Source organism: Phyllobacterium chamaecytisi, from assembly GCF_020164455.1.
Lineage (GTDB): Bacteria > Pseudomonadota > Alphaproteobacteria > Rhizobiales > Rhizobiaceae > Phyllobacterium > Phyllobacterium chamaecytisi.
Map to the genome: position 1 here is coordinate 427,585 of NZ_JAIQWW010000001.1, position 18,047 is coordinate 445,631.

Below are 18,047 nucleotides of genomic sequence, written 5' to 3' on the forward strand. Positions count from 1 at the left end.
CGCTACTGCGCCAGCTCGGTCATCGCCTCTTCATATTCGCCGGAAAGTGTCAGCCACTCTTCTTCCGCGCGGGCGAGCGAAGATTTGGCATAGCCGATTTCCTTGCCGATCTGCGTCGCCTTGGCCGGTTCGCGCGTATAGATGACCGGGTCGGCGAGTTGTATCTGCAGCGAGTCGATCTTCTTCTGGAAGCGGTGCACCTGTGCCTCCGCTTCCTGGATTTTCTTTTGCAAAGGCTTCAAAGCTTCACGCTTCTGCGCGGCAAGCTTGCGTTGCTCGGCCTTGCTCAGTTTCTGGCCTTCTTCCACCACGATCTTGTTGCCTGACCGCTCGGCTTTCGCATCGGCCAAAACCAGCGAGCGATAGGCATCGAGATCGCCATCATATGGCGCAACGCCGCCATCGCGCACCAGCCAAAGCCGGTCCATAGTCGCTTCGATCAAATGTCTGTCATGGGCGATCAGGATGACGGCGCCGTCGAAATCGTTCAGCGCGTGCATCAGTGCTTCACGGCTGTCGATGTCTAGATGGTTCGTCGGCTCGTCGAGGATGAGCAGGTTCGGACCCTGGAAGGTGGCAAGACCCATCAAAAGCCGAGCTTTTTCACCGCCGGAAAGGTCTTTTGCCGCCGTGTTCATCTTCACCGTGGCCAGGCCCATGCGCGAAACGCGGGCGCGCACCTTGGATTCGGGCGCGTCAGGCATCAATTTGCGCACATGCTCGATCGCGTTGTCCTCGGGGATCAGATCATCGAGCTGATGCTGGGCAAAGAACGAGATTTTCAGGTTTGGCGCAACGGTGATCTTGCCTTTCTGCAAGGGCAGGCGACCGCCGATCAGCTTGGCCAGCGTCGATTTACCATTGCCGTTCGAGCCGAGCAGGGCAATTCGGTCATCCGCATCGATACGCAAATTGAGATGCTTGAGAATGGGTTTGCCAGGCGTGTAGCCGACTTCGCCGCTCTCAATCGCGATAATCGGCGAGGCAACCACTTTTTCCGGCTCCGGAAAATGAAACGGCATCACGTGGTCTTCGATATGGGCCGAAATCGGCTTCAGCTTCTGCAGTGCCTTCAGGCGGGACTGCGCCTGCTTGGCCTTGGATGCCTTGGCACGGAAACGCTCGACGAAAGCCTCCATGTGGCTCCGTTGTGCTTCCTGCTTCACGCGCTGCTTCTGCTGCAATTCGAGCGCTTCGCTGCGAAGCTTCTCGAATTGATCGTAATTGCCCTGCCAAAGCGTCAGTTTGGTCTGGTCAAGATGGATGATCGAGTTCACCGCGGAGTTGAGAAGATCGCGGTCATGGCTGATCAGGATCACTGTGTGCGGATAACGGCGCACATAATCCTCGAGCCACAGCGTGCCTTCGAGATCGAGATAGTTGGTCGGCTCGTCGAGGAGCAGCAAATCTGGCTCAGCGAAAAGGACCGCTGCGAGAGCTACGCGCATCCTCCAGCCGCCCGAGAATGATGAAGCCGGACGCTTCTGCGCTTCCGCGTCGAAGCCAAGACCTGAGAGGATCGCGCCGGCGCGCGCTTCGGCCGAATGCGCATCGATATCCGCAAGCCGAATATGGATATCGGCGATACGGTGCGGGTCGGTGGCTGTCTCAGCCTCGGCAAGCAAGTCAGTGCGCTCGGTATCGGCGGCAAGCACGATCTCGATCAGGGAATCCTCGGTGCCCGGTGCTTCCTGCGCCACCTGGCCGATCTTGATGTTCTTCGGCAGGAAGAAATCGCCGGTTTCCGCGTGAAGCTCACCGGTGATGACTTTGAACAGCGTTGATTTGCCCGCACCGTTACGCCCGACCAGGCCGGCTTTCGTGCCGGATGGCAGGTTCAGGCTGGCGTGGTCGATGAGCAGGCGGCCGGCCATACGCACGGATATATCGTCGAGAATAAGCATGGCCGCGCTTTTGCACGGGAAATGGCTTTTCCGCAAGACTGTACTGTTGCATATCTGCCGTGCGCTTGAGGTAAAGAGACGTCACAATGCATTAGGAGTAGGGCCTGCCTTCTTCCGTTCGCTGGAACTGGATGAGATCAAAGGATGGCGCTGCTTTGCCGAGCGCCGTCAGAATGGCGTGCGCCTGACCACGATGGTGCGTCTGGTGGTTGAAGAGATGTGAGAGCGCCGGCGCGAGACGCTGACTGATCGTCCGCATGTCGCTGACCGTTGTATAGGTGAAGCGTCCGGCGATATCCGAGCTGTCCAGGCTGTTAACCCAGTCGATAATGCGGGCGTCCTCTTTTTCTCGTGCCGCCTTCAACGCGTCGAGTTTTTCAAAAAGGGTCGCATCGAGCGCCTTTGGTGCATCGCCTTCGCCGGTAAAGCGGTAGAGCCAGATACGATCGGTCACCAGCAGATGGTTCAGGGTGCCGTGCAGCGAAGTGAAGAATACCCGCACGTCGCGCCGGTATTCCTCATCGTCGAGCTCGGCTGCCGCGGCATAGAGCCGTTGGTTTACCCAGCGATTATATGCGGCAAGCATCCTGAAATGCTGTTCCATCACGTTGACTTCCTGTAAATAAAGGTCAGTATTATTGACATAATAACCGAAGAAGGAGCAGTTGCGATGGCAATCATTTTGCACGAGCTTGTCGGCACTGACCAAGGCCGTCCTTTCAGTCCACACTGCTGGAAAACAGTGATGTCATTGGCGCACAAAGGTCTGCCATTTAATCGCAATCGCGTTTCCTTTAAAGAGATACCGAAACTTGAGAACGGCTATTCCGCCAAAGTGCCGATTATCCGCGATGAAGACAAGCTCGTAGCAGATTCCTTTGCGATCGCCCTCTATCTGGAAGATAGATATCCGGACCGTCCTTCGCTGTTCAAGGGCGAGGGGGGCCGCGCTATGGCCCGCTTTGTCGAAGGCTGGTCGCAGATGATCATCCACCCTTTCATCAACGTAGTGATCCTGATGCCGGTGCACGATCTGCTTGACACCCCTAACCAAGCCTATTTCCGCGAAAGCCGCGAAAAGGTGTTCGGCCGGACGCTCGAGGCCGTGGCAGCGACGCGCGATGCGAAGCGCGAAGCGTTTACTGCAAGCCTTGAGCCCATCCGCAAGACGCTGCTATCCCAGCCGTTCATTGGTGGTGAAAGCCCCTTGTTTGCCGACTACATTGTCTTCGGTGCCTTTCAATGGGTTCGCGTTTTGACATCCTACAAACTGTTCGATGCAGGCGATCCCGTGCAGGACTGGTTCGAGCGTTGTCTCGATCTGCATGGCGGTGTTGCACGCGAAATCAAGGCTGCGGCGTAAGCTGCCATAAGGGAGGATTGGCAAATGGTCTATTGGCAAATGGGCCTGCTCCCGCTATAGAGCCGCCACCATTCCCCCAAATGACAAGGTTTCATTCCATGGCAATTGAACGCACTTTTTCGATGATCAAGCCCGACGCGACCCGCCGCAATCTGACCGGTGCCATCACCCAGAAGTTTGAAGAGGCTGGCCTTCGCGTCGTCGCTTCCAAGCGCGTCTGGATGAGCCGCCGTGAAGCCGAAGGCTTCTACGCTGTGCACAAGGAGCGTCCATTCTTCGGCGAGCTGGTTGAGTCCATGTCCTCGGGCCCGACTATCGTTCAGGTTCTCGAAGGCGAGAATGCCATTGCCCGCAACCGTGAAATCATGGGCGCGACCAACCCGGCCAATGCTGACGAAGGCACGATACGCAAGATTTTTGCGCTCTCCATCGGCGAGAACTCGGTTCATGGTTCCGATGCCCCCGAGACTGCCGCAGAAGAAATCGCCTACTGGTTTTCCGGTACTGAAATCGTCGGCTGATGCTCTGCTACGCGAATAAAAGAGCCGGGCGAAATGCCCGGCTTTTTATTTTGAATCAATCAATTTTTCTTCGCCAGCTGGGCGATGGTTTTTCCGGCGTCGTCGTGCAGCAGCAGTTTGCCGGTGTCGGCATCGATCGCGTAGGACCGCGTCCGTTCAAGCGCGGAAAAGAATTTTTGTTCCTGATCCATCAGGGCAGGCGGACACATCATGCGCGTTGCAGCCGCTGGTTTGAAAGAGAGACTGGATCCATCGATCGTGGCGCTGGTCATGAAGCGATTGCAACCGCCCGATCCGTTCGCAGAACCGTCGGCATTGATCATCAGTGTCGTTTGCGCATTATCGATGACACCGCGCCCGTCGATGTCTTCGGCGAGCCAGGTCACATTCCTGATTTCGCCTCCCGGTTCGTCACTGCGAGCGGACAATGACAAAACCAGCAGTACCAGGACGGCCAGAAACCCGATGATGAGTGAACCAACTGCGACACGGTTCATTTGGTTTTTTCCCAGCGCTTGAGTGCTTCCTCGTCGGTTGCCTTCGCCTCGACCCAGTCGCTGACTTCACCACTGACGAGGTGCTGCTTTTTCCAGAAAGGGGCAGCATTTTTCAGATAGTCCATCAGGAACGATGCGGCCTCGAAAGCCGCTTGCCGGTGAGCGGAGGCAGCGACGACAAGGACGATATTCTCGCCAGGTTTGATAAAACCGTAGCGATGGACAACCGTCAGGCCCGTCAAACTCCAGCGGTCCAGGGTTTTTTCGGCGATACGGCCAATTTCGACCTCCGCCATGCCCGGATAGTGTTCGATTTCAAGCGCTGCCAGCGTCCCGGCCTCATCTCGGCAAAGGCCGCTGAATGTCACCACAGCGCCGATGCCGCGCCGGTCCTTGGTCATCCGGTCAATTTCGGCGGCTGTATCGAAATCCTCAGCCTGGATGCGGATGAGCGGTTCGACCGTGCTCATACTGCATCATCCCCCGGTCATCGGCGGGAAAAGCGCAATCTCGTGTGCACCCTTGATCGGCGCATCGTGTTCGACATGTTCCTGATTGATCGCGACGCGGATCACATCCTGGTATTCAAGCGCCGATTCATATTCTTCGCCGCGGGACTTCAGATGGGTCAGCAAGTCATTGACCGTGACGATCGAGGGTTCAAGGTCGAGATATTCCTCGCCCTTGCCGATCCGTTCACGCACCCATGCGAAATAGACGAGTTTGGTCATTGGTCAGTCCACCACGTGTTTCAGCCCGGCCCGGAAATAATCCCAGCCAGTGTACAGCGTTATCAGTGCGGCGATCCACAATAGAATAATACCCAATATGGTGATCACTGGCACAATTTCGTCGCCGGCAGGTCCCGCCAGCAGAAATGCGATGGCAACCATCTGAATAGTGGTCTTCCACTTGGCAAGCTGGCTTACCGGCACACTGACCTTGAGTTCCGCCAGATATTCGCGCAGGCCCGATACCAGGATTTCGCGGCAAAGGATGATGATGGCAGCCCAGAGTGACCAACCGGCGATCGTTCCATCGGCTGCCAGCAGCAGCAGGCAGGCCGAAACCAGCAGCTTGTCGGCAATCGGATCGAGCATGCGACCGATGGTCGAGGTCTGCTTCCAGATGCGCGCCAGATAGCCATCCAGGAAATCGGTTATGCTCGCAATAGCGAAGATCGCCAGAGCGCCCCAGCGCGCGGCGTCGCTGGATTGCAGGCGTCCTTCCAGAAAGAAGCACACCACTACAAGAGGCACGGCGATTATTCGGGCATAGGTAAGAATATTCGGCAGAGAGTAGGCGTTGTTTTTGGACATATTTTCAACCAATCAAATCAGTGCCGATCAAAAGGGTTCGACCGTCAAACGTCAAGCTCATCAGCGGGGAGTCGGGCGCATTTATGTCCCGATTACAATAGTTAGAGTTCTATGTACGAAAATGATCGCGAATTGTAATGGCCATGGCTTCAGATATACCGTCGACCTTCATCAAATCTTCGACAGCCGCCCGCGAAACCGCCTTTGCCGTACCGAATTGATGCAACAAAGCGCGCTTGCGTGAAGGACCGATTCCCGCGATTTCATCCAGCGGATTCTTTACCATCTCTTTCTTGCGTTTGGCCCGGTGCGTGCCGATAGCAAAGCGGTGGGCCTCGTCGCGCAGACGCTGCAGGAAATACAGCACCGGATCACGCGGTGGAAGGGTAAAGGAGGGCTTACCCTCCATGAAAAACCGTTCGCGCCCTGCGTCGCGATCGACGCCTTTGGCGACGCCGATGGCAGTGACCTTGTCGGCAATGCCCATCTCCTGCAGGATACCGCGCACTGCGCTCATCTGACCTTGACCGCCATCGATGAGGATTATGTCAGGCCAAGCCGGGAAAGCATCGGAATCATCGTCGAATTCATCGATCTCCACATCCTCCGCCGGTGCATCCTTCGTTTCCGGTGTACCGTGCTCTTTGACCAGACGGCTGAAACGCCGCTCGATCACTTCGCGCATCATGCCAAAGTCGTCGCCCGGCGTGATCTCGGTCGAGCGGATATTGAACTTGCGATACTGATTTTTGACAAAACCTTCCGGGCCGGCCACGATCATCGCGCCGATGGCGTTGGTTCCCATGATGTGAGAGTTGTCGTAAACCTCGATGCGGCGCGGTGTTTTCTCCAGCCCGAAGGTCTCGGCCACGCCCTTGAGCAAGCGCGATTGCGATGACGTCTCTGCCAACTGGCGGCCAAGGGCTTCGCGCGCATTGCTGAGAGCATGCTCGACCAGATCGCGTTTCTCGCCGCGCTGCGGAACTGTGATTGTGACCTTGCGATCCGATTTCGCCGTCAGGGCAACGCCAAGCAATTCCTGATCTTCGACCGTTTCGGAAAGCATGATCAACGTCGGGCATGGCTTGTCATCATAGAACTGCGACAGGAATGCGCCGAGAACTTCGGCGCCCGAGAGCGACGAATCCGCCTTGGGATAATAGGCGCGGTTGCCCCAGTTCTGGCCGGTGCGGAAGAAAAACACCTGGATGCAGGTCACGCCGCCATTTTGATAGATGGCGAAAACGTCGGCTTCCTCCACCGATTGCGGATTGATGCCCGAATGTGCCTGCACGTGCGACAACGCCGACAGGCGGTCGCGATATACGGCTGCCCGCTCGAAATCGAGATCTGCTGAAGCCTCGCGCATCGCATCCGACAAATGCGTTTTCACTGCCTGGCTTTTTCCTGAGAGAAACGCCTTGGTTTCGCTGACCAGTTCGTCGTAGTCCGCTTCGCTGATCTCTCCGGTGCATGGACCAGAACAGCGCTTGATCTGGTAGAGCAGGCAAGGGCGCGTGCGGTTTTCATAGAACGAATCCGTGCAGGTACGCAGAAGGAATGCACGCTGCAGAGCATTGATCGTGCGCCCGACTGCCCCCGCCGATGCGAAGGGTCCGAAATAATCGCCTTTGCTCGAGCGAGCGCCGCGATGCTTGAAAATTCCGGGTGCGAGCCGCCGATCAGTCTGCTTGGGTGCCGTGAGAAGGATATACGGAAACGACTTGTCGTCCCGCATCAGCACATTAAACCGCGGCCGCAAACGTTTGATCAGATTGGCTTCCAGAAGCAGCGCTTCTGTTTCTGTGCGGGTGACAACGAACTCCATTTTCATGGTTTCGCGGATCATCCGCGCGATGCGGTTATTGTGGCCCTGACCGCGGGCATAATTGGAAACACGCTTCTTAAGGCTGTGCGCTTTGCCCACATAAAGCACGTCGCCAGCCTCGTTGAACATGCGATAGACGCCCGGCTTGTTTGGCAAGCGCTTGACCAGCGCAGCGATCACATCGGCGCCGCTGGTTCCATCGCTGACGATCGTCGAATCCCATTCGATTGCACTGATCAGAGCCGCTACGTCCCGGACAGGTCCGTTGCTTTCCTCGATTGGTTCGTCCAGATCCTCACCAAGAGGCAAATCGATATCGTCTTCTTTCACATCGTCGGAAAGAAGCTGTTTTGGGCTGGATTGATTTGCCGGGTCGTTCATTCTGCTATTCCTGAAACATCCGGCGTCTGCCATGCCAGATGCTGCCCGCCATCGAGAGCGATCATTTGCCCCGTAATAGATGGTGTTTCCCACAGATAGCGGATCGTACGGCCGAATTCTGACAGATCGGGCCCATGTTTCAAAAGGAGCGTGCTCACCTGCCGATCGAAGTCGGCCTGGCTCTGCCTGTCACTCGGCATGGTTGGCCCAGGTGCGATCCCGTTGACGCGGATCCGTGGTGCGAGAGCCTGGGCAAGCGTCTGCGTGGCAGTCCACAAAGCCGATTTGGACAAGGTATAGGATATGAATTTCGGCGTAAGCTTCCAGACACGCTGGTCGATCATATTGACCACCAGACCATCTTTGCCTGCTGGCAGCGCCGCTGCCATCGCATCCGCAAGCAGCACGGGTGCCTTGACATGGACGGCGAAATGCCGGTCCCAGATTGTGTCATCCGCCAGATTACCGATGCCGTCTTCCTGAAAAACCGAGGCATTGTTGACCAGCAGTTGCACAGGCCCGAGTTGATCCTGTGCGTCGCGAACAAGGCGGCGCACTGCATTGCTGTCGGAGAGATCGGCCTGCACCACGCAGGCCGTGCCACCCGCCGCATAAATATCCGTCAAAAGCTCTTCGCCCTCGTCGCGGGAATGATTGCAATGAATCGCCACGGCAAAGCCATGTGCAGCCAGATCCTTGACAATTGCCTTGCCGATCCGCTTTGCGCCACCGGTTACAAGAACAACGGGCTGGTCAGTCTTCAAGTGCTGGACTCCTTCATGCGGCGATTCAGTCACGAATATAGGGATCACAGCATGAAAGCGCGAGAGTGAAAGGCCGCAACAGTGTCAGTAGTGAACAGATGCAATCGATCGTCGAAGTTCATCTGCGCCAATGCGGGTGCAGGTCGTATAGCAACACAACATCCTCCTGCAAGCCAAGTCGAATGCAAAACTTAAGCATCCATTAAGCGTAATATATTGCACTGCAATATCGAGAGACTTTCGACCAAATTTCTCTCAAATATCGATTGGCGTCTATTTTATCGGCTTACTTACTTGCTATTGAAATCATTGAAGAATTCGCGATGTTGCATAAAAAACACATCGCATTTCCGCCATTTTATCGACAGTTTCTTTTCACACTGCGGCGCAAGTGCCGCCACAATGCAAAGCGAATGTCTGCCCTGTCAAGCGGATGCAATTCTTGGTTCTTCCCCCCAACCAGTGCCCGCTCCGTGTAAAAGAGTTTAAAAAAGGAGATTGCCATGCGCACTCTTAAAACAACGATCCTCGCTACCGCGGCTGTGTTCACGCTCTCCGCTCCAGTATTCGCCGCCGACGCCATCCAGGAACAGCCACCTGCACCGGCTCCTATCGAAGCACCGGCTGCTGCTGATTGGTCCGGCGCTTACCTCGGCGCCTATGGCGGTTACGGCTGGAACAAGCACAAGACCGACGATTCTGGCAACATCAACGCCGACGGCTTCCAGGGCGGCGCTTACGGTGGTTACAACTTCCAGAACGGCCAGTTCGTCTATGGTGGTGAAGCAGATCTCGGCTACTCCGGTGGCGACGAGACCCGTGGTGGCATCAAGGCGAAGCAGGGCGTAGAAGGCTCGGTTCGTGCTCGCGCCGGTATCGCACTTGATCCGGTTCTGTTGTACGGCACAGGCGGTCTCGCCGTGACGAACAGCAAACTGTCTTCGGATACGGGTAGTGACTCGAACACGCGCGTCGGCTGGACAGTTGGTGCCGGTGCCGAAGCCAAGTTCACGCAGAACATCGTAGGCCGCGTCGAATATCGCTACAGCGATTACGGCAAGAAAGACTTCGACCTCGGCGGTCTTGACGACGTTTCCAGCAAGCTGACAACGAACGAGATTCGTGTCGGTGTTGGTTACAAGTTCTAGACCACGACTGATTTGAAAAGAGCCGGGCAGGAAACTGCCCGGCTCTTTTTTGCTCTTATTTCGGCAGAAGGGCCGCCAAGTCAGGATGCAATTCCTCGAAGCGCTTCTGCCAGCGCTTGAGCTTTGAGCGGCCTTTTTCCCATTTGCCTTCAAAACGCAGGCTTGCATAGGCGAGGGCAGCCGCAAGGGCGATATGTCCGCCATGAATTTTCTTGCCGAGGCGCGGCGGTGCCGCGTTGAGGTGGTCGAGCACGCGGACTGCCTTGCCCCATTGGCGGTCGAGCCATGGCTGATGGATCTTCTCCTCCGGATGGAAGCGGCGCTCATAGACGTGCGCGAGCAGCACATCGCAAAGTCCGTCTGCAACCGATTCCAGTTGTTCGGCCTCAAGCCGTTTTTCGGCATTGCGCGGGAAGATCTTGTTCCCCGACATGCGGTTCAGATATTGCGTGATGACGCGGCTGTCGAAGATTGCCTTGCCGTCATCCAGAATAAGCGTTGGAATCTTGCCGAGCGGATTGGCGCTGACCAGTTCCACGGGTTCCGCGTTGCTGTCCACCAGCACATTCTCGACAGGAACCCCCGCATAAAGCGCCGCCATGCGGACCTTGGTACTGTAGGGTGAGGCGGGGGAATAAAGAATTTTCGGCACTGTGGACTCCCATTGATCGCGATTCGGTGCCGGAACCGTAAACCTGCCATTGGTTTTCGCAAAGAGCGGCATTTTCGCCTCACTACTGCGCAGCAGGCATATCCACGGAGCGCCGCCGGCAAGAAGAACGTTCGACTTCAGGGCAGGGGCGGAAGTTCAGATCCTTGGTCAGGCAAACACGCACTTCCCGGAGATAGTCGCTGTCGCAGGTAACGGCGACACCGTCTTTGGCAAGTCCGGGATTAGCGGAAACAAAGGCCTGCTCCAGAACTTGCGGATTGATCGGCGCGCGCGATGTAGGTTGGCGGTAAGGGGCTGGAATCGCAACACGCTTTACCGCTTGGCGCATAACGGAGAAATAGTCCTGCTGGGTCAAGCCAGTGCAGGAGCCATGTTTGCGCCACTCATAGGTAACGAGGCCGGGCGATGGCATGATATCGGACAATTGTTTGGCTTGGGCGTAGGGAACGTTGCGCGGCTGCGACGTATCGCAATCCTGCGGATAGCCCCGTTCATATTGCGGCCAGAGCCCGTGCACGACGAATCCGTAAGGCCGCCCTGACGAACATTGTTGCCGATTGGCGTTCGGGCCTTCCGCCGCGCAATAGCTGGGTGACCAGGAAAGCGCGAGCACATAGAAGTCGAAGCCCGTGCCGGAGGGCAGTGACGAGGGCTGCCCGGCTTGCCGTTCTATCGGCGTATCCGAAGAAGGTGCGATAGGAACGTTCTTCACCGGCGCATTCTCTTCGCGCAGATAGGAAAGTATTGAAATGCCGATCAGAGCCGCAAACAGCGCATAGCGAGCCAGCTTACCGATCGGCATGCTTTGGCTTGATTAGTAAAGGGTGCGGCAATTGCCGTTGTAGACGTGCCAGCGATCAAATCCGGAGACGCAGAATTCAACGTTATTGCCGATACCGACGAAACCTTGGCCTTCCTCGACCAGATACCAAACCGGACGTTGACCACCGTCCGAGAGATGTGCTGTCGCGCGGCAGTAATGGCGTGCCACGGCATCCATTTCCGGATCGCGGCTAGGCTCAAAGTGAGTCAAGCGCACGTCGGTGAAATCCTGGATCCCCACTTGAGGCAGATTTGGTACATGCCGTACCTGATAGGAAAACCTGTTGATGATGCGATTGAGGACGCGTGCCTGCCCGCACGTATCGTCGTAACCGGGCCCGCTTTCCACATAGTCTGCGGCCCGCGCCGGAGCGGCAGCGGATGCCAGCGCGACGCCAACGGCGAAGCTTGCAGCAAGAAACGATGATACGCGTGTCATAGGATCACTCTCCGTGAAATCTCGTTGGTCGCAATCTCAACCAGCCGTTGCCTTCGGTCAAGCGACAAGTTACTCGCCGCGTATCCATTCGAGCGTGAAACCTGCATTCTGTTCTTCACTGAGGATTTTCGACAACGCTGGCAGTACGATACGCAGTTCGTCATCGAGCGTAAAGGGCGGGTTGATGATGATCATGCCGGTGCCATCCAGCCGCGGTTCCGGCGAGGTTGAGCGAATCATGAGTTCGGTCCGCAATATCTTGGGGATGCCGGTATCGTGCAGCGCGGCTACAAACCGCCGGACTTCCTGCCGGTCCTTGATTGGATACCACAAAGCGAAGGTTCCACCGGAAAAGCGCTTGTGTGCCCGCACCAGCCCATCGACGAGACGGTCGAATTCACCCGCCACCTCGAACGGCGGATCGACCAGGACAAGCCCGCGTTTTTCCTTTGGGGGCACGTGTGCGCCGAGTGCCAGCCAGCCGTCCAGCTTGGTCACACGGACCTGAATGTCGCCCTCGAATATCTCGGCCAACAGCTCTGCATCTTCCGGATGCAATTCCAGCGCGGAAAGCCGGTCCTGCCGGCGCAAAAGATGCCGCACGATCAGCGGCGATCCCGGATAGTGCCGCATCTCTCCATCCGCATTTTCGGCGCGTACGATATCGAGATAGGGCTGGATCAGTTCCGCAACCTTGGCATCGATCTTGGCGTCGAGCAGCCGTCCGACGCCGTTCTGCCACTCGCCGGTCTTCCCGGCTTCGACACCGCTGAGATCGTACCGGCCTATGCCCGCATGGGTATCGATAACGCGAAAGGCTTGCTCCTTGCGTTGGAGATAGAGCACAATTCGCGTCAGGATGATGTGTTTGACCACATCGGCGAAATTGCCGGCATGATAGGCGTGTCGGTAGTTCATGCTGGGCTTCTCTCATGACGCGGGCCCGGTCGCAAGCGGGCTTGGTACTTCATCATTTTCTTTGATGTTGAACTCCAGCTTATCGAATTTGCCATCCGACACAAATCTGTCATACAGCGCATCAGGCACACTCGTATCGCTGGCGTGCTGCGGGTGAGCAATAATGTCCGGAACTGTCGTCCTCATCGTGCTGTTTGCAGCACTCATGCATGCAAGCTGGAATGCCGTTGTCAAATCTGAGGGCAACAAGTTCCTGAACACTGTTGTTGTCGTCACCTCTGCCGGCATCATAGCGGCAGTCTGCCTGCCATTTTTGACGCCACCAGCACGCGAAAGCTGGCCTTTCCTCGCTGCTTCCGGTGTCGCGCAGGTCATCTATCTTGCGCTGGTCGCGGCGGCGTATCGCAGCGGTGATATGAGCCAGGCTTATCCGATCATGCGCGGCACGGCGCCCTTGATCGTCGCCATCGCCAGCGGTCCGCTGATCGGCGAAGTGCTTTCCGTGCAAAAGTGGGCCGGAATCGCGTTGATCTGCGGCGGCGTCCTTGCGCTTGCGCTGGAATCGCGGCGGCGGGCCGGCTCAAATCGCGCCACCACGATCCTTGCGCTCATCAACGCGGTGGTGATTGCGTCCTACACGCTGATCGACGGCGTCGGAGTTCGTCACTCGGGCGCTCCGGCTTCCTATACGATGTGGGTGTTTGTCCTGAATGCAGTGCCGCTGTTCGTCTGGACGACGGTCATGCGTCCGGGTGAATTGTGGCCGCATTTCCTCAAGCGAACGCGTCTCGCGACGATCGGCGGCGTAGGCACGCTTGGCTCCTACGGCCTTGCGCTTTGGGCCATGACCATGGCGCCGGTCGCCGCGGTTGCTGCGTTGCGGGAAACAGCGATCCTGTTTGCGGTGGCTATTTCGGCGTTCATCCTCAAGGAAAGCGTCGGGCCGAAGCGCCTTGCCGCCGTAGCTTTGATCGCAATGGGTGCCGCCGTCATGCGTCTGGCTTAAATTTTTGTAATCTACTGGCAAACATTGGATGTGCGCCCTATCTGCGGTTACGCATTTTGCTCGGGCCTATTCAGACTTGGATAAATCTTGGATATTTGCACCTTCTGGTTCGGTCCCTCGCTTCGTTTTGTTGACCGAATATGTCTGGCATCAATGCTCCTGGCAGGGCATCGCGTAAAACTTTTTTCATATGGCGAGATTGATAATGTACCGGCTGGCGTCGAAATTCACGATGCCGAGCAAATCCTTCCCCATCACACCTTCGCGCGAATCAACCCTAATTTTCCGGCTACGACACCCGGTGTTTCGATTCTCCAGTTCAGCGATCTGTTCCGGGTTATGTTGATGAAGTATGATCAGGGAGCCTGGCTTGATACGGATGTTTACCTGCTGAAGCCGTTTCTTCCATCCCCGGACAAGCCATATCTCGCGCATGATACCCTGACGAGGCTAGGTGTTTCCGCACTGTATCTGCCAACAGGTAATCCTATCATCGGCGATTTTGTCGCCTATATCCAGGGAACCGAAGTTCTCCCCGATTGGCTCGGCTTTCACCGTCGGGTGATCAAGCCGGCCCTGGCCCGCTGGAATGGCAAAGAAGTCACGACGGCGATGATCGGCCATACTGTCTTTGGCAATGATGGCATCTCACGTCTGGCGCGCCGGCACGGTTTTTTCACAGATGCTGCACCGAAACAGAGTTTCTACTATTGGACGGGCCGGGATGCACTTCGCATATTTGACCCGAGATATGGCCTGGAACCGACACGTCACAAAGACTTCATCGGGTTCCATATTCACAAGAAAAAGCCAACAGACCTGCCTGCCGAACCCGGAAGTTTCTATCATTGGGCGATTGAAAGAGTGCAGCACCTGCTGAATTAAATCACTTCGGTACCATGTGGAAATAAGGTTTTGCTTCCTCGATGGCTCTTGCGAAGGATGGCCGATTCATCAGCCTTTCCAAATAACGCGATACGCTCGGATGTTCAGCTCCGAGCGGGAGATTGAGATTGGCATAGAAAAGTGCCGGTGAGGCGGAGCAATCGGCCAAGGTATATTGATCCCCAATGGCCCAGATACGGTCCTTCAGCCTGTCTTCCAGGACGCTATAAGCTGTCCGCAGCTTTGTGACCGCTTCCTCCACCCCGAAGCCATCTTTTTTGCCTTCCGGCCGCAGCTTGTCCCCGACGATCTTCTGCATATGCGTGTGTACGTGTAGATCGAAGAACCGGTCAAACCAGCGCGCTTCATGTGCCATCTCGGGGTTGGTCGGCAGAAGTTGTTCCTTTCCTGGATAATGCAATTCCAGATACTCTATGATCGGTGTGGACTCTGTAATGAGCCTGTCGCGAGCACCGTCTTGCAGTACCGGAAATTTCCTGATTGGCCACATCTCGGTGAAGCGAGCGTTTTCTTCCGGATCGCCGAAGTTGACCAGTTTTGCCTCGAAAGCCAGGTCCTTTTCGTAAAGCGCCGTCAGAACCTTCATACAATAGGACGATAGCGGGTGATAATACAGCTTCAACGACATCTCATTCCTCCCATTACAATACTAAAGTAATTGCTTAACTATCAGGCGAGAACGCACGCGTCAAGCTTGTTACCACGACAAAAAGCAGCATTGTGACTGCCGGAATTTGCGCTAAGGATATCGCATGAACAAACCTGTCCTGCTCCGCACGGGCCATTCCGCCTGTCCCCATGATTGCCCTTCGACCTGCGCCCTTGACATCGAGGTGCTCGATACGGGCCATATCGGCCGCGTGCGCGGTGCCAAGGAGAACAGCTACACGGCTGGCGTCATCTGCGCCAAGGTTGCCCGCTATGCCGAACGCATTCATCATCCTGAACGGCTGCTGAGGCCTGTCATACGTGGTGGCGCCAAGGGCGAGGGCGTATGGAAAGAGGCGAGCTGGGACGCGGCGCTCGACCTGATCGCTGAACGGTTTCTGAAAGCGGAAGCCGAATACGGCTCCGAAAGCGTCTGGCCTTATTACTACGCCGGCACCATGGGTCTTGTGCAGCGCGACTCCATCCATCGACTGCGCCACGCCAAGAAATATTCCAACCAGTTCGATAGCATCTGCACCAACCTGGCCTGGACCGGTTTCTTCGCCGGCACCGGCAAGCTCGGTGGTGTCGATCCGCGCGAGATGGCAAAGTCCGATTGCGTCGTGATCTGGGGCACCAATGCTGCAGCGACGCAGGTCAATGTCATGACCCATGCCGTCCGCGCCCGCAAGGATCGCGGCGCCAAGATCGTCGCCATCGACATCTATGAGACCGCCACTGTCCGGCAGGCGGATCTGGGGCTGGTCCTCAAGCCTGGAACCGATGGTGCCTTCGCTTGCGCCGTCATGCATGTGCTGTTTCGCGATGGGCTTGCCGATTGGGACTATCTCAACGCCTATACCGACGATCCGAAGGGCCTCGAGCAACACTTGAAGGACCGTACTCCGGAATGGGCCGCTGCGATCACCGGCCTGACCATTGCCGAGATCGAAGAGTTTGCCCGGCTCGTCGGCACAACCAAGCGGACATTCTTCCGTCTCGGCTACGGTTTTGCCCGCCAGCGCAACGGTGCGGTCAATATGCACGCGGCGCTGTCAATTCCGGCTGTTACCGGCGCCTGGAAGTATGAGGGCGGCGGCGGCTTCCATTCGAATTCAGGCATTTTCCGCATGGACAAGCGGGAAATAGAAGGCCGTGCATTTGTCGACCCATCCATCCGGCACATCGACCAATGCAAGATCGGTCCGGCGCTCACCGGCGATCCGGCCGCGCTTTATGGCGGCCCGCCGGTCATGGCGATGCTGGTACAAAACACCAACCCCGCCAATGTCGCGCCGGAGCAGCGTCTGGTGAAACAGGGTATGCTGCGCGATGATCTGTTCATGGCCGTGCATGAGCAGTTCATGACCGACACCGCCAAACTCGCCGACGTTGTTCTACCGGCCACCATGTTCATGGAGCATGACGACATCTATCGCGGTGGCGGCCAGCAGCATATCGTCCTCGGCCCCAAGCTGATCGATGGTCCGGGTGAAACACGGCCCAATCTATTTGTCATCAATGAACTGGCGAAACGCCTCGGTGTGGGTGATTTCCCCGGCTTCGATCTCGATGCGAAGACACTCATCGACAACATGATGGCAGCAAGCAATCTGCCCGGCTTCGACGTGCTCAAGGAAACCCGCTGGCTCGACATCCAGCCGGATTTCGAAACGGCGCATTATGAAAAAGGTTTCAGCTGGCCGGACGGCAAGTTCCGTTTCAAGCCGGACTGGACCAATGGTCCGTCACCCAACCGGCCGCCGCAATCAATGGGTCTGCAAGGTCCATTCGAAACATTGCCGCAATGGCCGGACTACTGGCAGGCAATCGAAATCGCCGACGAGAAGCACCCCTTCCGCCTGGCGACGTCTCCTGCGCATAATTTCCTGAACTCTACCTTCTCTGAAACCCCGACTTCGGTGGTCAAGGAGAGGCGGCCGGAGCTGCTTATCCATCCGGAAGATGCGGCCGAACTCGGTATCGAAGACGGCGCGCGCGTAGAGATAGGCAATGATCGCGGCGAAGTCGTTGTGCATGCGCGCATCCAGGCCGTAACCAAGCGCGGCGTGGTAATCTCTGAAGGCATCTTTGCCAATTCGGCTTTCGAGCGAGGCGAGGGCATCAATGTCCTGACCGGCGCCGATGCTCCAGCACCCAATGGTGGCGCTGCCTTCCATGATAACAAGGTCTGGGTGCGGTTGGCAGTGGTATAGACTTGTGACACTGTGGACGTGTTTTTAAAGCTTTGAAATTTTTTGATATCTAGACATTTTGACAACTATGGTTTACAAAATTTGTGAAGAAATTTCAGGAAACAGAGGTATTTTCCTCGTGGTTTAAACAGTTACGAGATATTCGGGCGAGGGCCAGAATAAACCAAAGGCTGCGCCGGTTCATGGCCGGGAATCCGGGAGATGTTAGGCCGGTAGGTGACGGCGTTAGCGAACTTAGAGTCAATTATGGTCCAGGCTATCGGGTCTATTTTCTGGAGCGGGGTGATGTGATCGTTATCCTGTTGTGTGGTGGCGACAAGAATACGCAAAATCGGGATATTAAAGCAGCAAAAGACTTAGCACGAGAATTTAAAGGACGAAAACTATGATCAAATTACGTAAGTTTGATCCGGTACGTTACCTGGACTCCGAAGAAATGATCGAAGAATATTTACTGGCAGCATGTGAGGAAGGTAGTTCTTCGGATATTGCCCGTACATTGGGGGACATCGCCCGAGCTCGTGGTATCACCGATCTTGCCCGCAAGACCGGACTTACCCGTCAAACGCTCTACAAAGCCTTGAGCGGCGAAGGCAATCCGGAATTGGCGACGATTACCAAAGTTGCTGAGGCTCTCGGATTTCGCCTATCCTTTGTCCGAACATCGAAAGACCAACAAGATGCCGCTTAGTCA

The 18,047-nt window shown here is 56.4% G+C and carries 21 protein-coding genes; 8 read left to right on the plus strand and 13 right to left on the minus strand.

The genetic code is table 11. The features are described 5' to 3' along the window. Window positions 1-2: 2 nt before the first annotated feature. On the minus strand, window positions 3-1,904 hold the full coding sequence (locus LB462_RS02045; RefSeq protein ID WP_224505725.1) for an ABC-F family ATP-binding cassette domain-containing protein: 1,902 nt from the start codon (window positions 1,902-1,904) through the stop codon (window positions 3-5). 91 nt (window positions 1,905-1,995) lie between these two features. Continuing rightward, window positions 1,996-2,508: a DinB family protein gene (locus LB462_RS02050; protein WP_224505726.1), complete on the minus strand. Its 513-nt coding sequence runs from the start codon at window positions 2,506-2,508 to the stop codon at window positions 1,996-1,998. 66 nt (window positions 2,509-2,574) lie between these two features. Here LB462_RS02050 and LB462_RS02055 point away from each other — a divergent pair, with 66 nt between their 5' ends. Continuing rightward, window positions 2,575-3,267, plus strand: coding sequence for a glutathione S-transferase family protein (locus LB462_RS02055; protein WP_224505727.1), 693 nt, complete (start codon window positions 2,575-2,577; stop codon window positions 3,265-3,267). A gap of 98 nt (window positions 3,268-3,365) precedes the next feature. Continuing rightward, on the plus strand, window positions 3,366-3,788 hold the full coding sequence (ndk, locus tag LB462_RS02060) for a nucleoside-diphosphate kinase (protein ID WP_112527903.1): 423 nt from the start codon (window positions 3,366-3,368) through the stop codon (window positions 3,786-3,788). Between the two features lie 59 nt (window positions 3,789-3,847). Here the strand turns inward: ndk and LB462_RS02065 are convergent, their stop codons facing one another. The 6 genes from LB462_RS02065 to LB462_RS02090 all read right to left on the minus strand — a co-directional run bounded on the left by LB462_RS02065 (window position 3,848) and on the right by LB462_RS02090 (window position 8,577). Beyond that, complete coding sequence (locus LB462_RS02065; protein WP_224505728.1) at window positions 3,848-4,285, minus strand: META domain-containing protein; 438 nt, start codon at window positions 4,283-4,285, stop codon at window positions 3,848-3,850. Next, complete coding sequence (locus LB462_RS02070; RefSeq protein ID WP_224505729.1) at window positions 4,282-4,755, minus strand: molybdenum cofactor biosynthesis protein MoaE; 474 nt, start codon at window positions 4,753-4,755, stop codon at window positions 4,282-4,284. The genes LB462_RS02065 and LB462_RS02070 overlap by 4 nt, the downstream gene beginning before the upstream one ends. A 6-nt stretch (window positions 4,756-4,761) precedes the next feature. Continuing rightward, window positions 4,762-5,016: a molybdopterin converting factor subunit 1 gene (moaD, locus tag LB462_RS02075; protein ID WP_112527909.1), complete on the minus strand. Its 255-nt coding sequence runs from the start codon at window positions 5,014-5,016 to the stop codon at window positions 4,762-4,764. Between the two features lie 3 nt (window positions 5,017-5,019). Next, entirely contained in the window at window positions 5,020-5,604 is a 585-nt protein-coding gene (pgsA, locus tag LB462_RS02080; protein ID WP_112527913.1) for a CDP-diacylglycerol--glycerol-3-phosphate 3-phosphatidyltransferase, read from the minus strand. Window positions 5,605-5,713: 109 nt separating this feature from the next. Beyond that, the gene (gene uvrC / locus LB462_RS02085; RefSeq protein WP_224505730.1) at window positions 5,714-7,813 is read right to left on the minus strand and encodes an excinuclease ABC subunit UvrC; all 2,100 of its coding nucleotides are present in this window, start codon (window positions 7,811-7,813) and stop codon (window positions 5,714-5,716) included. After that, complete coding sequence (locus LB462_RS02090) at window positions 7,810-8,577, minus strand: SDR family oxidoreductase (RefSeq protein ID WP_224505731.1); 768 nt, start codon at window positions 8,575-8,577, stop codon at window positions 7,810-7,812. The genes uvrC and LB462_RS02090 overlap by 4 nt, the downstream gene beginning before the upstream one ends. A gap of 503 nt (window positions 8,578-9,080) precedes the next feature. On the opposite strand from LB462_RS02090, the gene LB462_RS02095 reads away from it, so the two are divergent. Beyond that, window positions 9,081-9,725 carry an outer membrane protein gene (locus LB462_RS02095; protein ID WP_112527919.1) on the plus strand — a complete coding sequence of 215 codons (645 nt, stop codon included), beginning with the start codon at window positions 9,081-9,083 and terminating at the stop codon, window positions 9,723-9,725. Between the two features lie 55 nt (window positions 9,726-9,780). Here the strand turns inward: LB462_RS02095 and LB462_RS02100 are convergent, their stop codons facing one another. The 4 genes from LB462_RS02100 to LB462_RS02115 all read right to left on the minus strand — a co-directional run bounded on the left by LB462_RS02100 (window position 9,781) and on the right by LB462_RS02115 (window position 12,577). Beyond that, the gene (locus tag LB462_RS02100) at window positions 9,781-10,377 is read right to left on the minus strand and encodes a glutathione S-transferase (protein ID WP_224505732.1); all 597 of its coding nucleotides are present in this window, start codon (window positions 10,375-10,377) and stop codon (window positions 9,781-9,783) included. Between the two features lie 82 nt (window positions 10,378-10,459). After that, window positions 10,460-11,200, minus strand: a complete 741-nt coding sequence (locus LB462_RS02105) for a ribonuclease T2 family protein (RefSeq protein WP_224505733.1) — start codon at window positions 11,198-11,200, stop codon at window positions 10,460-10,462. Between the two features lie 12 nt (window positions 11,201-11,212). After that, window positions 11,213-11,659 (minus strand): hypothetical protein, encoded by a 447-nt coding sequence (locus tag LB462_RS02110; RefSeq protein ID WP_224505734.1) that lies wholly within the window; start codon window positions 11,657-11,659, stop codon window positions 11,213-11,215. A gap of 69 nt (window positions 11,660-11,728) precedes the next feature. Beyond that, window positions 11,729-12,577: a 23S rRNA (adenine(2030)-N(6))-methyltransferase RlmJ gene (locus tag LB462_RS02115; RefSeq protein ID WP_224505735.1), complete on the minus strand. Its 849-nt coding sequence runs from the start codon at window positions 12,575-12,577 to the stop codon at window positions 11,729-11,731. A 163-nt stretch (window positions 12,578-12,740) separates the two neighbouring features. Between LB462_RS02115 and LB462_RS02120 the strand changes: the two genes are divergently transcribed. Continuing rightward, window positions 12,741-13,583, plus strand: coding sequence for an EamA family transporter (locus LB462_RS02120; RefSeq protein ID WP_224505736.1), 843 nt, complete (start codon window positions 12,741-12,743; stop codon window positions 13,581-13,583). Between the two features lie 87 nt (window positions 13,584-13,670). Further along, complete coding sequence (locus tag LB462_RS02125; protein WP_224505737.1) at window positions 13,671-14,468, plus strand: hypothetical protein; 798 nt, start codon at window positions 13,671-13,673, stop codon at window positions 14,466-14,468. Between the two features lies 1 nt (window position 14,469). Here the strand turns inward: LB462_RS02125 and LB462_RS02130 are convergent, their stop codons facing one another. Then, window positions 14,470-15,117 (minus strand): glutathione S-transferase family protein, encoded by a 648-nt coding sequence (locus LB462_RS02130; protein ID WP_224505738.1) that lies wholly within the window; start codon window positions 15,115-15,117, stop codon window positions 14,470-14,472. A 124-nt stretch (window positions 15,118-15,241) separates the two neighbouring features. Here LB462_RS02130 and LB462_RS02135 point away from each other — a divergent pair, with 124 nt between their 5' ends. The 3 genes from LB462_RS02135 (at window position 15,242) to LB462_RS02145 (ending at window position 18,044) form a co-directional block, all read left to right on the plus strand. After that, the gene (locus tag LB462_RS02135; protein ID WP_224505739.1) at window positions 15,242-17,353 is read left to right on the plus strand and encodes a molybdopterin oxidoreductase family protein; all 2,112 of its coding nucleotides are present in this window, start codon (window positions 15,242-15,244) and stop codon (window positions 17,351-17,353) included. Between the two features lie 83 nt (window positions 17,354-17,436). Beyond that, window positions 17,437-17,742, plus strand: coding sequence for a type II toxin-antitoxin system RelE/ParE family toxin (locus LB462_RS02140; RefSeq protein WP_224505740.1), 306 nt, complete (start codon window positions 17,437-17,439; stop codon window positions 17,740-17,742). Further along, window positions 17,739-18,044: an addiction module antidote protein gene (locus LB462_RS02145; protein ID WP_224505741.1), complete on the plus strand. Its 306-nt coding sequence runs from the start codon at window positions 17,739-17,741 to the stop codon at window positions 18,042-18,044. Before LB462_RS02140 ends, LB462_RS02145 begins: the two co-directional genes overlap by 4 nt. The last annotated feature ends 3 nt before the right edge of the window (window positions 18,045-18,047 follow it).